Below are 13,604 nucleotides of genomic sequence, written 5' to 3'. Positions count from 1 at the left end.
TCTCTGACGCGCGACTACTCGGCGGCGACGAGGCGCACCCTACCTTTGGTCAACGGGCCGCGGTCGAAGCCGAGCGAAGCGGCGACTGCCGCATGGGTGATACGGCCGTCGCGGACATTAAGTCCTGCGGCGAGATGCGGATCGTCGTCGAAGGCGGCGACGCCTTTGTTGGCAAGCTTGATCACGAAAGGCAGCGTCGCGTTGTTGAGCGCCTGCGCTGAGGTGACCGGCACCGCGCCCGGCATGTTCGCCACGCAATAATGAATGATGCCGTCTACGTCGAAGGTGGGATCGGCGTGGGTCGTGGGCCGCGAGGTCTCGAAACACCCACCCTGATCGATCGACACGTCGACCAGTACCGCGCCACCCTTCATGCGGGGAAGCATGTCGCGGGTGACAAGCTTTGGCGCGCTCGCCCCTGCGACCAGCACCGCGCCGATCACCACGTCAGCGGCATGCACTTCGGTCTCGATGCTGTCCATCGTCGAGGCGAGCGTGCGCACGCGGCCCTCGAACAGCTCATCAAGTTGGCGCAGGCGCGGCAAGGACCGGTCGATAATGCAGACCTCCGCACCGAGACCGGCGGCCATGCGCGCCGCGTGGGTGCCGACCACACCGCCGCCGAGCACGACCACCGTCGCCGGGCGAACGCCGGGAACGCCGCCCATCAATACGCCTCGCCCACCGGTCGGACGGCGCAGCGCAATGGCCGCGGCCTCGATCGCCAGGCGGCCTGCGACTTCGCTCATCGGCGCGAGGAGCGGCAAGCCTCCGGAAGAATCGGTAACAGTTTCGTAGGCGATGGCCGTCACCCCGGACTGCATCAGCCCGCGGGCCTGCTCGGGATCCGGAGCAAGGTGCAGATAGGTGAACAGGATCTGGCCCGGCTTGAGCCGGCGATATTCGGACGCCTGGGGCTCCTTGACCTTGACGATCATCTCGGCCTCGGCGAACACAGCCTCAGCGGTCGGGAGAATGCGCGCGCCGGCCTTCTCGTAAGTGGCGTCGTCGGCAAAGATGCCCACGCCGGCGCCGGACTGCACCCAGACCTCATGGCCGCGCGCCGTCAGCTCGCGGACCGAGCCGGGTACGAGTCCTACTCTGAACTCATTACTCTTGATCTCTGTCGGAACGCCGATGCGCATGATCTACTCCCAGAAAGGTGCGGTCGCTCGATAGGACGGTGCCACTTTTCGAGCGTAGATACCCGGCGTTTTCTCCAGCTCGTAAGCTCATTTATGCTATATAAATGCCTCAGGTTCGGTTGGAGACGCCTGAAAATGAAAGAAATAGAGCTGGATGCGCTGGATCGCGCGATCCTCGGCGCTCTTCAGGAGGACGGTCGCCAGAGCCAGGTGGAGCTTGCTGATCGCATCCCGCTTTCCGCGACGGCCATCGCGCGGCGGATCCGGGCCCTCGAGGAACGGGGCGCCATTCAGGGCTATCAGGCGCGCATCAGCCGAGAGGCGCTCGGCCTGAGCATGACTGTGATGGTTCAGATCAGCTTGAAGAGCCAGAGTCAGGATTTGCTCAATGCCTTCGAGGAGGCTGTCGCGTCTGCACCCTCCATCATTTCCTGTCATCTGATGTCGGGTGAGGACGACTACTTCGTCACGGTCCTGGCGCGCGACCTTGCCGATTTCGAGCGCATCCACAAAGAGCAGTTGTCGCGGCTTCCGGGTGTGGTGCGTCTGAAGTCGAGCTTCGCGCTGCGGGAGGTCGCCAACAGGCCTCTACCGGCGTCATGCCTTTTACCGTCGAGAAAATGACGGCGACATAGACTCTTTATCCCAGAAGGCGGCGCTTCTGAACACCGAGAGTTTGTGACACACTCAGGCACCACACCTGCCAAGTCGCAGGCGCGCAACGCCTCGTCAATAACAACCTCATGGTGCCGCCCATGTCGCGTACGCCTTTGTTCACCGCCATCAAGAAAGCCTTGGCCCTTTCGGCTCATGACAATGGTGTCGTCTGGCCGCGATCGTCGTCACTGACCAGACGGCGACTGCTGCGCCTATCCGCGGCCGCTGCCGGCGCCGCCGCGCTATCGCCTGTCTTGGACTGGAGCGCTTACGCGAAGGATCAGCCGAAACGCTCGATCGCCATCATCGGCGGTGGCGTCGCCGGGCTGACCGCGGCCTATCGTCTACAGGCAGCCGGCGCGACGCCAGTTGTGTTTGAGGCGAGCAATCGTTGGGGCGGGCGCATGTTCACCCACTACGACTTCTACGAGGGTATGTTTTGCGAGCTCGGCGGCGAATTCGTCGACACCAATCACGAAGATCTGCAGAAACTCGCGACCGAACTCGGTGTGGAGATGCAGAAACTCGCCGCCGAAGGCGACGGCGAAGATCTGTATTTCTTCAAGAACCAATTCCATGTGCCGAAGGATATGGTCGATCCGGAGAAGCAGACGGGCGCCTTCGCGCCGATTGCCGAGCAGATCGCTGCCGACGCGGATAAGCTTACCGGCGACGACGACCAGTGGACGGATTATGTGCGCAAGCTCGATCAAATGATTCTGAAGGATTACCTGGAGCAATTCCGCGGTAAAACCGATGACTGGACGATCGATCTGCTCGACGTGGGCTATAACATCGAGTTCGGTCTTGAGACGAAAGATCAGTCCAGCTTCAGCATGGTGGATTTCATCGCCACCGATCTCGCCGAGCCCTTCCAGATGTTCGGCGAGAGCGATGAAGTCTTCCGCATCAAGGGCGGCTCGTCGGCGCTCATTACGGCCCTTGTGACAGCGCTCGAGAACAAGATCGACATGAAGCAGGGCTACGCGCTGACGGCGCTCGACATCAAAGGCGAGCAGATCGTCATGGGTTTCGATGCACCCGGGGGGGGGCGCTCAGAAAGCTTCGATGCCGTGATCCTGGCGCTGCCATTCACCAAGCTGCGGCAGGTGGAGGGTCTGGAGCGTCTGGACCTTGGCGAGGAAAAGCTGAAATGCATTCGCGAGCTCGGCTACGGGATGAGCGCCAAGATTTTGCAGGGCACCACATCACGCGTATGGCGCAGCCCGGACTCGGGCCTGCCGGCGCCGTCGAACGGCACGTTCTATTCCGATCTCGGCTTCCAGAATCTGTGGGATTCAAGCCGAGCCCAGCCGGGCGATGCCGGCATCATCACCGACTTTTTGGGCGTCAAACCTGGCCTGAACGACGCTAAGTCAGCGCTCGACGCGTTCCGCGCCGACCTGCCGAAGATGTCGCCGAAGATGGCTGAAGCCCTCGATCCCAACGCGGTCGTCTCGTGGTTCTGGGCCGTCTATCCCTTCACGCTTGGCAGCTACGCCAGCGCCAAAGCAGGACAATATACGACATTGTTGGAGGTAGCATCGGAGCCGGCGCTGGACGGCCGCCTGCAATTTGCCGGCGAGCACACCAGCAGCGACTTTCTTGGCTTCATGAACGGCGGTGTTGAAAGCGGAAACCGGTCCGCCGCCGCCCTCATCGAGGCCATGGCACTGCAAAAATGAGCGTGTTGCCACTTCGGGTGCTTGCCTGTGGCGCTTGGCGGGGTCCTCGATTAACATTCACGGCGGTATGGACCTTGGGCGGCGCGGCCTGTCGGGAAATCCGAGAGCCAGCTTCTCAGGCGTCCAGCATGGGGAGAAAAATGACAATGAACCGCGTACTTTGCGTCTCAACGTCCTTGATCCTGCTCGCACTGACCGGGCCTGCGCTTGCCGACTTGCCGACAGCCGTCGGCGAGGGCGAAGGCGAGGTCGCGATCGTTGCTTGGCCGGGCTATATCGAGCGCGGTGAGACGGATAAGAATTACGACTGGGTCACCGCTTTCGAGAAGGAGACTGGCTGCAAGGTCAACGTCAAAACGGCCGCCACCTCTGACGAGATGGTCACGCTCATGAACCAGGGCGGGTTCGATCTCGTCACCGCCTCGGGCGATGCGTCCTTGCGATTGGTCGCCGGCAAAAAGGTCCAGCCCATCAATGTTGATCTGATCCCAAGTTGGAAGACTGTCGACGACCGGCTGAAGGACGCACCTTGGCACACCGTCGACGGCGTCCATTACGGGGTTCCGTTTCAATGGGGACCCAACGTACTCGCCTACAATACGGATGTCTTCAAGGAGGCGCCGAAGACTTGGTCGGTCGTGTTCGAGGAGCAGGAGCTGCCCGACGGGAAGAGCAACAAGGGACGCGTGCAAGCCTATGACGGCCCGATCTACATCGCGGATGCAGCCGTCTACCTCATGAAGAAGAAACCGGAACTCGGCATCAAGAATCCCTATGAGCTCAACGCTGAGCAGTATGCCGCGGCGATTGACTTGCTTCAGGCGCAGAGAGCACTGATCGGCCGCTATTGGCATGACGCCATGGTACAGGTCGACGATTTCAAGAACGAAGGCGTTGTCGCCTCCTCGTCATGGCCGTTCCAGGTGAATCTCCTGGAGGGCGAGAAGAAGCCCGTGGCCTCGACGATCCCAGAAGAGGGGGCAACCGGATGGGCCGACTCGACGATGATGCACGCCGACGCCAAGCACCCGAACTGTGCTTACAAGTGGCTGGAGCATTCTTTGAGCGCCAAGCTGCAGGGTGACCTTGCATCCTGGTTCGGCTCGGTGCCGTCGGTGCCGGCGGCCTGCAAAGGCAACGAGCTTTTGACCGACGCGGGTTGCGCGATCAACGGCTTCGACAATTTCGAGAAGATCTGGTTCTGGCGGACGCCGACTGCCAAGTGCGAGCAATCCGGCGCCTGTGTCCCTTACTCGCAATGGGCAAAGGACTACATCGCCATCCTCGGTAAATAATGCGTCGAACACCGAGGGACCGGACCCGCAGCGGCGGGTCCCTCCCGATGGCGCAGCGCCATGTCGCCGGCCGTTAGATTCGTCAACGTCGCCCGCCGTTTCGGTTCGGTCCGAGCGGTCGATGGCGTCACCCTGGACATCGCGGAGGGAGAATTCTTCGCGATGCTTGGTCCGTCGGGTTCGGGGAAGACGACCTGCCTGCGTCTCATTGCCGGCTTCGAGCAGCCGGACGAAGGGCATATCGAGATCTTTGGTGACACCGCCGAGGGCGTGCCGCCCTACCGGCGCAACGTCAACACGGTGTTCCAGGACTACGCCCTCTTTCCCCATATGACGGTCGGCGAGAATGTCGCCTACGGGCTCAAGATCAGGGGCGTTGGTCGGGCCGACCGCGAGACCAAGGCAAGAGCCGCGCTGGCTATGGTCAAGCTTGCCGGATTCGAGGACCGCCGTCCCGCGCAGCTATCGGGCGGCCAGCGGCAGCGGGTCGCTCTGTCGCGCGCGCTCGTCAATGGACCCAAGGCGCTCCTCCTCGACGAGCCGCTCGGGGCGCTGGACCTCAAGCTTAGGGAACAGATGCAGGAGGAGCTGAGAACCTTGCAGAAGGAGCTCGGCATCACCTTCGTCTTCGTGACACACGACCAGGGCGAGGCGCTTTCGATGGCCAATCGAGTCGCCATTTTCAATGAAGGCAGGATCGTGCAGGTCGGCTCACCCGCCGACGTCTATGAGCGGCCGCAGTCGCGCTTCGTCGCCGACTTCGTCGGATCATCGAACATACTTTCACCCGCTTTCGCTGCCGGCCACGGCGGGGCAGCCAAGTGGACCAGCCTTCGCCCCGAGAAGATTGGCGTCCTTCCGTCGGGCACCGCTGTGCCGCCGGAGCACGCGCATACCGACGGGGAGATCAAGATGATCAGCTATCAGGGCGCGGTCACCCGGCTTGGAGTGGAGGCGGAGGACATGCGGATCATCGCCGAGATGCCGGCCGGTGCTGTCCCCTTCAACGAAGGAGAGAGCGTGCGGCTCACTTGGCCGAAGTCCGCCATGGTCACCATGGAGGACGGCGCGTGAGCCACGTGGCGACCGCTGATCGGGAAGGTGGGGTCATCGGCCGGTTATCCGATATCCTCGTTTCTCGGCCCAAGGTCCTCACGCTGCTCCTTTTGCTGCCGCCCCTGCTGTGGATCGGCATTGTCTATATCGGCTCTCTGTTCGCTTTGCTGCTGCAGAGCTTCTATTCGCTCGACGATTTCTCGGGGCTCGTCGTCCGCGAGTTCACGCTCTCGACCTATGCGCAACTCCTGGAGGAAGCCAACCTCCAGATCATTCTGCGCACGGTGACGATGGCGGCGCTCGTTACGCTCGCTTGCGCGATCATCGCCTTTCCGATCGCCTATTACGCGGCGCGGTATGCGCGCGGCTGGACTAAGGCGCTGTTCTATCTCGCGGTGATGATGCCGCTCTGGTCTAGCTATCTCGTCAAGATCTACGCCTGGAAGCTCATCTTGGCCAAGGAAGGCATCCTCACGTGGATCGCGGAGGGCCTGCATCTTTCGTGGCTGCTCGGCGGAATCCTGGGCTTGCCGGTGATCGGCGGTCCGTCATTTTCATTTAGCTATATCGGCACGTTTCTCGTGTTCGTTTATGTCTGGCTTCCCTACATGATCCTGCCGATCCAGGCAGCGTTGGAGCGCGTGCCTACCAACTACATCGAAGCGTCCGCCGACCTCGGCGCCGAACCGAGGCAGACCTTCTGGACGGTGCTTTTTCCCTTGGCACTCCCCGGCATCGTTGCCGGCTCCATTTTCACCTTCTCGCTCACTCTCGGCGATTACATCGTGCCGACGATCGTCGGCAACTCGCGTTTCTTCATCGGACAGGCGGTGTACACCTTACAGGGAACTGCCGGGAACGTTCCGTTGGCCGCCGCATTCACCGTCGTTCCCATGGTGATCATGGGCATTTATTTGTGGATGGCGAAGCGCATGGGAGCGTTCGATGTCATCTGAGCCAAACCGCGCCACGCCCCTTGCACTGCGTATTTCTGCAATTGCAGGACTCTTGTTTCTGCATTTGCCGCTCGCCCTCATCGTAGTTTACGCCTTCACCACCGAGGAAAGCAGCTACCAGTTCCCGCCGCCCGGCTACACCACGAAATGGTTCGCGGTCGCCTGGTCGCAGCGGCCGGACATTTGGCCGGCGCTTTATTTGTCCCTTAAAGTGGCGGCGATCGCGACTGTCCTCGCGCTCATTTTTGGAACCCTCGCTGCGGCCGCCCTGTCGCGCGCCCGCTTCTTCGGCCGCGAAACCATCTCTTTGCTTTTTATCCTGCCCATCGCGCTGCCGGGCATCATCACCGGCATATCGCTGCGCTCGGCCTTTGACATCATGGGGATCGATTTCTCGATCTGGACCATTGTTCTCGGGCACGCCACGTTCTGCATCGTGGTGGTCTACAACAACGCCATCGCCCGCTTCCGGCGGCTGTCTGGCAATCTCATCGAGGCGTCCATGGATCTCGGCGCTAACGGCTTCCAGACCTTCCGCCATGTGGTCTTGCCGCAAATCGGAACGGCGCTTCTCGCCGGGGGCATGCTCGCATTCGCGCTATCGTTCGACGAGGTCATCGTGACGACGTTCACGTCGGGTCAGCAGTCGACGCTGCCGATATGGATGTTGTCCGAGTTGATCCGGCCCCGGCAGCGCCCCGTGACCAACGTCGTCGCGGTGTTCGTCATTGTTGTTACGCTCTTACCGATCCTCGCCGCCTACTATCTGACGCGCGAGGGCGAGCACACGGGCGGCTCATCGAAATAACCGGCAGTTGAGGACACCCCCATGCTCGACACGAAAATGTTGATTGGCTCGAAGTTTGTTGACGGCACGGAAGCGCCCGAGGCCGTCATTAATCCCAAGACCGAGGAAGCGGTCGTGACTCTCGCGGAAGCCTCTTCCGAGCAGGTCGACGAAGCGGTGAACGCTGCCGTTGAGGCGTTTACTTCCTGGTCGCGGACGACGCCCGCCGAACGCTCGGGGCTCTTGTTGAAGCTCGCCGATGCCGTGGACCGGGAGGCGGAGGCGTTCGCCACTCTCGAAGCGCTCAATTGCGGCAAGCCGAGACTTCGCGTTTTGGAGGACGAGATGCCGGCGGTTGCTGACTGCTTTCGCTTCTTTGCCGGTGCCGTTCGCAACATGCATGGTCCCCTCACGGGCGAGTACATGGCCGGCTTCACCTCGATGATCCGCCGTGATCCGGTCGGCGTGGTGGGCTCGATCGCGCCATGGAACTATCCCCTCATGATGGCCGCCTGGAAGCTCGCTCCGGCCCTGGCCGGCGGCAATACGATCGTCATCAAGCCCTCCGAGCAGACGCCGCTGACCACGCTGAAGCTTGCCAAGATCATCGCCGACATCTTTCCCGAGGGCGTGGTAAACGTCATCACCGGCCGCGGCGCGACGACCGGCAACGCCCTCATCAATCATCCCAAGGTCGCGATGGTTTCGCTGACGGGTAGCATCGACACGGGCAGGAAGGTGCTGCAAGCCGCGTCCGCGACGTTGAAGCGGACGCATCTTGAGCTGGGCGGCAAGGCGCCTGTGATCGTGTTCGACGACGCCGAAATTGGCGCAGTGGTCGCCGGCATCAAGGCGTTCGGCTATTACAACGCCGGTCAGGATTGCACGGCCGCATGCCGCATCTACGCAGGCAAGAAGATCTATGACAATCTGGTCGCGGACCTGTCGAGCGCCGTCAAAGAGCTGAAATACAATCTGTCCAACGACGACGAGAACGAGATCGGCCCTCTGATCTCATCGAAGCAAAAAGGCCGCGTCGAAGGCTTTGTCGAACGCGCCGCCTCGCAAAGCCACATTTCGATCGCGGCAGGCGGGAAATCGCCCGGCGGCAAGGGATTCTTCTTCGAGCCGACCGTCATCGCGGGAGCGCTGCAAGACGACGAGATCGTGCAGAAAGAGGTGTTCGGCCCCGTCGTATCGGTCACGCGCTTCGACGATATCGATCAGGCAGTCACCTGGGCCAACGACAGCGATTATGGGCTCGCATCTTCGGTCTGGACTTCGGACCTTGCCAAAGGCATGGCAACCGCCGCGCGGCTCCAATATGGCTGCACCTGGGTCAACACGCACTTTATGCTGGTGAACGAGATGCCGCATGGCGGCCTGAAGTCCTCCGGCTACGGCAAGGACCTCTCTATGTACGCGCTCGAGGACTACACCGTCGCGCGCCATGTGATGGTGAAGCTTTGAGATTGTGAAGAACTCGCTGAGTTTCGCACGATGTTGGACCTTGCGGACGTTGCAGTAACCATGTCCCCGGCGGTCCGTGGACCTTCGCGAGTGTGACCTCGCGCCAAGTTGCATTAGTCGTTCCACCCTCGCGTCTTTCGTGGTCTAATGAAGCCATATTCGATCCTCGCCTGCCGCTCCACACGTCGTTAGCACCGCTCCGATGTGCCGGGGCCGGTGCGTGATTTCTGCAAAAAATCCTTCTATCGTACGGGACACGGAATCACGGGAGCTGCTCGCTCCAGACTTGCCTGCACAGCCACTATCCGAGTTTTCGTGAGGGACAGCCATTATGAAGATCATCGTTCTGCAACACGTGGCCGTCGAGCACCCGGGCGTCTTTCGCGACTTCCTTCGCGAAGACGGCCTGACGTGGCAGACGATCGAGGTCGACGAAGGCCAATCCATTCCCGATCTCGCGCCCTTCGATCTGATGATCGTTATGGGCGGACCCCAGGATGTCTGGCAGGAAGACCAGTATCCCTGGCTCCGCGAAGAGAAAGCGGCGATCCGCAAATTCGTCGTCGACATGCAGCGTCCGTTTTTGGGGATCTGTCTCGGGCATCAGCTTCTCGCCGAAGCCGTCGGCGGCAGCGTCGGGCCCGCGAAGGTGCCGGAGGTGGGCGTACTCACGGTCGCCAAGACATCCGCAGGCGAGCGCGACCCAATGCTGCAAAGTTTGCCCGATCCGCTGAGCGTCCTTCAGTGGCACGGCGCGGAGGTTGTCGGTTTGCCGGCGGCCGCTAGCATTCTTGCCAGTACGGCTGCCTGTCGCGTCCAGTCCTTCCGCTATGGCGACCACGCGTATGGTGCGCAGTTTCACGTCGAAGTGACGAAAGATACGGTTGCGGAATGGGCGGCGATTCCTGTGTATTCGGAGGCGCTGGAACAGGCGATGGGTCCGGGCGCAGTCGAGATGCTGGCGGGCCAGGTCGATGCGTCCCTGGCTGAGTTTAATCAAAACGCGCGCACGATTTACGAGAACCTCAAGTCGCGCTGGGCCGCCGCTGCGGCATAGGCCTGACCTGCGGCTGTGAGACCACAGTCCCGCGATGAAGATCGCCACCTTCAATATCAACAACGTCAACAAACGGCTCGCGAATCTGCTGCAATGGCTGAGAGAGGCGCGCCCCGACGTCGCCTGCCTCCAGGAGCTGAAGGCGGCAGATTCCGAGTTTCCCGTCGCAGCGATCGAAAAGGCCGGATACGGCGCAGTTTGGCGCGGGCAAAAATCCTGGAATGGCGTCGCCATTCTTGCCCGCGGCAGTGAGCCGGTCCTCACGCGCAACGCGCTGCCGGGCGACCCCACCGACACCCAAAGCCGCTACATCGAGGCCGCCGTGGGAGGCGTGCTCATTGCGACGCTTTATGCACCGAATGGCAATCCGCAGCCGGGGCCCAAATTCAAAGACAAGCTTGCCTGGATGAAGCGGCTTCTGGCGCACGCGGCAGAGCTTTACACGCTCGATGCCCCGGTCGTGCTGGCGGGGGATTACAATGTCGTGCCGACGGATTTCGACATCTATGCAACCAAGTCCTACGCGAAGAACGCGCTTCTGCAGCCGGAGCCGCGGGCTTTGTATCGGTGCCTTCTCGATGAGGGCTGGATCGACACAATACGCAGGCTGCATCCTGATACGCCGACTTACACGTTCTGGGATTACAGGCGAAACCGGTGGCAACGCGACGCCGGGCTTCGCATCGATCATCTTTTGCTCAACCCGAAAGCCGCTAAATGCCTGCTGGCCGCCGGAGTCGATCGCGACATGAGAGGACGCGAAGGCGCAAGCGATCACGCGCCGGCGTGGATCGCGCTCCGCGATGCAGCGGCAGCACGCCCACGCGGCAGCGCGTCGATAAGTGTTTGAAGGTGCTAAGCCTGTCTACGCGAAACGGCGCCCCAGATCAAAAGCACGATGATCGCGCCTACAGTCGCCCCGATAAGCCCAGCTCCCTCTCCAGCGTTGTACCAGCCGAGAGCCTGGCCCAGATAGGTCGCAACGAATGCTCCGACGATGCCGAGGATCGTCGTGAGGATGAAGCCGGCCGGCTCGTTGGCGCCCGGGGTGACAAGTTTCGCCAATACTCCAGCCACGAAGCCGATAAGGATCGTCCATAAGATACCCATGCGCAGCCCTCCTTCAGAATTGAGTACGGTGCCGAATATTATGCGCGCGAAAGGTCGGCTTCCACAGGGAGACGACCCAGAGGCGTATACTTATCCACTGCGTCGGGCAGTTCGCGGCAAAGCCTCGCCACCAGATCGTCTCGTGACAGACCGGTTTGTTTCGACAATGTCGCCAAAACCTCGGGGCCGATCGCCTGCTCGAGCTGAGCCGCGGTGCATTGCTTGTTGGGGCCCGTGTTGACCCAGGACTCGGCCATTTCACCCTGGCCGCTTTGCTTGAAGCGATCGACGAGCTCGCCAAGGCCGCCATTGAGGATCCCGCCAGCGCTCGCACCGCCCAATCCGAGCTGTTCGAGCAAGCCGCCGAGACCACTTTGGCCGTCCGCCCCGGGGATGCGTTGGCCGTCCGGTCCTGTCTTATTCTGCCCAAGTCCGCCGAGCACTTCGGCGATCTTATCTCTATTCTGATAGCCCGCGATGGCGAGCAAGCCCAAAAGGGCAGTCATAGAGGGAAATCCGCGGCTCATGGTTTGCTCCTATCCTGACAACACATTCAAACAGTGGGCGAAACCATAAGTTCCATCAGCATTGCAAGGAGCACGCTGCGCCCGGCACGCGGGATTTCTCTGTCCTGACCGCAATTCTTCAGCAAAAATGGCGCCTGAAATGGACGCAAACAAAATGCGTCTGAAAGAAAGAAGTCGCAGAGGCTAAGCTCACATCGCCCAATTCCGGGCTTGGAGGGGGAACAACACAATGCTTCGGCTCACACCGCCTAAACAAGTGACATTGTTTATTTCTGTCGCAGTGGCCATTGTCGCTGCGGTCATCCACTACGGCAATGTCTCGATCCCGTATGCCCATAGCGGTTTCACGATCCTGCTGATCGGCTATTTAGTCCTCCTTGCCGGCAACGTGCTCGATGGAGTGTAGGTAACAAGAGGCGTCGGCTTCGGCCGACGCCTCTCAGAGCCGGACGGTGGGAACAGCGCCCGTCATGTCGCCTGATGCAGTCTCGATAACAACGTTCACCTCGTAGGGAGGATTGTCGCCAACCGGAATCTGCGAAAGATCATTGCTGTTTTCCCGTCCCCCGAATTGGCGCGGGGTCGAAGACCCGCGGCGCCCGTAGTATCGATAGCTTGGCAAGTTTTCGCAATGCACGGCAAAGGGTGCTCGCCACGGAGTGAATCCCACTGTGAAAGGTATCGGTCGCCTTTCCAGGCGCGCAAAAGCGCTCTGGAAGATACGGCATCACCGTATGGCCTTACAGACGCGTCTGGCGCTGCGGCTCGTTCCCGCGATCCACACCGTCGGTCAAAAGCATCGGGACCGCCGGCAGCCTCTCGATTTCAGGTTTTGCGAAGAGATAGCCTTGAAAGAGGGAGATCCCCGCAGCCCGCAAGGTCTGGAGTTCCCCTTCCGTCCCGACCCCTTCGGCGATCACCGCAATGTCCAGGGCCCGCGCCATGGCGGCAAGGCCCGCGATGATCACCTGCCGCGCGTGCGAGCGATCGACGACTCGGATCAACTGCATATCGATCTTGATCAGGTCGAGCGGCAAGTTTGCCATGAGATTGAGCCCGGCATATCCGGCGCCGAAATCATCGAGCGCAGTCAGAAACCCCAATCGATTATATTCCTGGATGATGCCCTGGACATGTCCCGGATCGGATATCCGCTCGTCCTCGGTAAGGTAACCTGCGCCCGCGTGCTCTCCCTCTGCGCCAGCGCTAAAGTGCGAGCGTTTCACCTCTTGACTCTATGATCGATGCCTCAAGGTCGCTCTTTATCGGCGGAATTCTTCAACCGTCCTGCGGAGGAGGTCGCGCCGGCCTTGCTCGGCAAGGCGCTCGTCCGACGTCGAGAGCGAAAACGGACTGTCTACAGGATCACGGAGACCGAGGCCTATGTGGGCCCTCACGATTTGGCCTCCCATGCGGCGCGCGGGCGCACGCGTCGCACCGAACCAATGTTCGGGCCGCCGGGCTCTCTTTATATATACCTGGTCTATGGGATGCATTGGATGCTCAACGTGGTCACGGGAGAGATCGACTACCCCGCCGCAGTCCTGATCCGTAGCGTGAAAACGATCACCGGGCCGGGTCGCCTAACCCGAGCGCTTGGCATTACCGGCGCTTTGAATGCGCATCAGGCATCCGCGCGCTCCGGCTTGTGGTTTGCAGATCTCGGTGAGCGTGTCGTTCCTCAGGAGATCGTCAGAACCCCGCGCATCGGTGTCGATTATGCGGGTCCGGTTTGGGCGGAAAAAGAATATCGCTTCTTGATCTCGTCGCCGATGAGTTCCGGAAAGCACGTCCGACAGGTTTGATGACGTGGGTCGCTGGCCAGTCGTGTCGTGGACCGATTCTCGTCAGTGGCGAGA

At 61.2% G+C, this 13,604-nt stretch carries 15 protein-coding genes; 11 read left to right on the top strand and 4 right to left on the bottom strand.

Going from position 1 to position 13,604, the window contains the following annotated elements:
• Positions 1–14: 14 nt before the first annotated feature.
• Positions 15–1,145, bottom strand: a complete 1,131-nt coding sequence (ald, locus tag ACR2J1_RS08970) for an alanine dehydrogenase (protein WP_434018988.1) — start codon at positions 1,143–1,145, stop codon at positions 15–17.
• Positions 1,146–1,280: 135 nt separating this feature from the next.
• Between ald and ACR2J1_RS08965 the strand changes: the two genes are divergently transcribed.
• The 9 genes from ACR2J1_RS08965 (at position 1,281) to xth (ending at position 10,958) form a co-directional block, all read left to right on the top strand.
• Positions 1,281–1,769, top strand: coding sequence for an Lrp/AsnC family transcriptional regulator (locus tag ACR2J1_RS08965; protein WP_434018987.1), 489 nt, complete (start codon positions 1,281–1,283; stop codon positions 1,767–1,769).
• Positions 1,770–1,900: 131 nt separating this feature from the next.
• A complete protein-coding gene (locus tag ACR2J1_RS08960) occupies positions 1,901–3,487 on the top strand; it encodes a flavin monoamine oxidase family protein (RefSeq protein WP_434018986.1) in 1,587 nt (528 codons plus the stop codon).
• A gap of 146 nt (positions 3,488–3,633) precedes the next feature.
• Entirely contained in the window at positions 3,634–4,782 is a 1,149-nt protein-coding gene (locus ACR2J1_RS08955; protein WP_434019003.1) for an ABC transporter substrate-binding protein, read from the top strand.
• A 60-nt stretch (positions 4,783–4,842) separates the two neighbouring features.
• A complete protein-coding gene (locus tag ACR2J1_RS08950) occupies positions 4,843–5,856 on the top strand; it encodes an ABC transporter ATP-binding protein (protein WP_434018985.1) in 1,014 nt (337 codons plus the stop codon).
• Positions 5,853–6,794 carry an ABC transporter permease gene (locus tag ACR2J1_RS08945; protein WP_434018984.1) on the top strand — a complete coding sequence of 314 codons (942 nt, stop codon included), beginning with the start codon at positions 5,853–5,855 and terminating at the stop codon, positions 6,792–6,794. The genes ACR2J1_RS08950 and ACR2J1_RS08945 overlap by 4 nt, the downstream gene beginning before the upstream one ends.
• On the top strand, positions 6,784–7,602 hold the full coding sequence (locus ACR2J1_RS08940) for an ABC transporter permease (protein ID WP_434018983.1): 819 nt from the start codon (positions 6,784–6,786) through the stop codon (positions 7,600–7,602). The genes ACR2J1_RS08945 and ACR2J1_RS08940 overlap by 11 nt, the downstream gene beginning before the upstream one ends.
• 21 nt (positions 7,603–7,623) lie before the next feature.
• Positions 7,624–9,051, top strand: a complete 1,428-nt coding sequence (locus tag ACR2J1_RS08935; RefSeq protein ID WP_434018982.1) for a gamma-aminobutyraldehyde dehydrogenase — start codon at positions 7,624–7,626, stop codon at positions 9,049–9,051.
• A 331-nt stretch (positions 9,052–9,382) separates the two neighbouring features.
• Positions 9,383–10,108, top strand: coding sequence for a type 1 glutamine amidotransferase (locus tag ACR2J1_RS08930; RefSeq protein ID WP_434018981.1), 726 nt, complete (start codon positions 9,383–9,385; stop codon positions 10,106–10,108).
• Positions 10,109–10,142: 34 nt separating this feature from the next.
• Positions 10,143–10,958 (top strand): exodeoxyribonuclease III, encoded by an 816-nt coding sequence (gene xth / locus ACR2J1_RS08925; protein WP_434018980.1) that lies wholly within the window; start codon positions 10,143–10,145, stop codon positions 10,956–10,958.
• Between the two features lie 5 nt (positions 10,959–10,963).
• On the opposite strand, the gene ACR2J1_RS08920 is transcribed toward xth, so the two are convergent.
• Together ACR2J1_RS08920 and ACR2J1_RS08915 are read right to left on the bottom strand one after the other, a co-directional pair.
• Positions 10,964–11,218: a GlsB/YeaQ/YmgE family stress response membrane protein gene (locus ACR2J1_RS08920; RefSeq protein WP_434018979.1), complete on the bottom strand. Its 255-nt coding sequence runs from the start codon at positions 11,216–11,218 to the stop codon at positions 10,964–10,966.
• 38 nt (positions 11,219–11,256) lie between these two features.
• The gene (locus ACR2J1_RS08915; RefSeq protein WP_434018978.1) at positions 11,257–11,745 is read right to left on the bottom strand and encodes a YidB family protein; all 489 of its coding nucleotides are present in this window, start codon (positions 11,743–11,745) and stop codon (positions 11,257–11,259) included.
• A 262-nt stretch (positions 11,746–12,007) separates the two neighbouring features.
• Between ACR2J1_RS08915 and ACR2J1_RS08910 the strand changes: the two genes are divergently transcribed.
• Positions 12,008–12,151, top strand: a complete 144-nt coding sequence (locus tag ACR2J1_RS08910) for a hypothetical protein (RefSeq protein WP_434018977.1) — start codon at positions 12,008–12,010, stop codon at positions 12,149–12,151.
• 334 nt (positions 12,152–12,485) lie between these two features.
• On the opposite strand, the gene ACR2J1_RS08905 is transcribed toward ACR2J1_RS08910, so the two are convergent.
• Positions 12,486–12,971: an EAL domain-containing protein gene (locus ACR2J1_RS08905; protein ID WP_434018976.1), complete on the bottom strand. Its 486-nt coding sequence runs from the start codon at positions 12,969–12,971 to the stop codon at positions 12,486–12,488.
• 18 nt (positions 12,972–12,989) lie between these two features.
• Here ACR2J1_RS08905 and ACR2J1_RS08900 point away from each other — a divergent pair, with 18 nt between their 5' ends.
• On the top strand, positions 12,990–13,550 hold the full coding sequence (locus ACR2J1_RS08900) for a DNA-3-methyladenine glycosylase (RefSeq protein WP_434018975.1): 561 nt from the start codon (positions 12,990–12,992) through the stop codon (positions 13,548–13,550).
• Positions 13,551–13,604: the final 54 nt, after the last annotated feature.

The organism is Methyloceanibacter sp. (assembly GCF_050999895.1).
Lineage (GTDB): Bacteria > Pseudomonadota > Alphaproteobacteria > Rhizobiales > Methyloligellaceae > Methyloceanibacter.
Note: the sequence above shows the minus strand (reverse complement) of the source record. Positions and strands in the feature narration are given on the sequence as shown.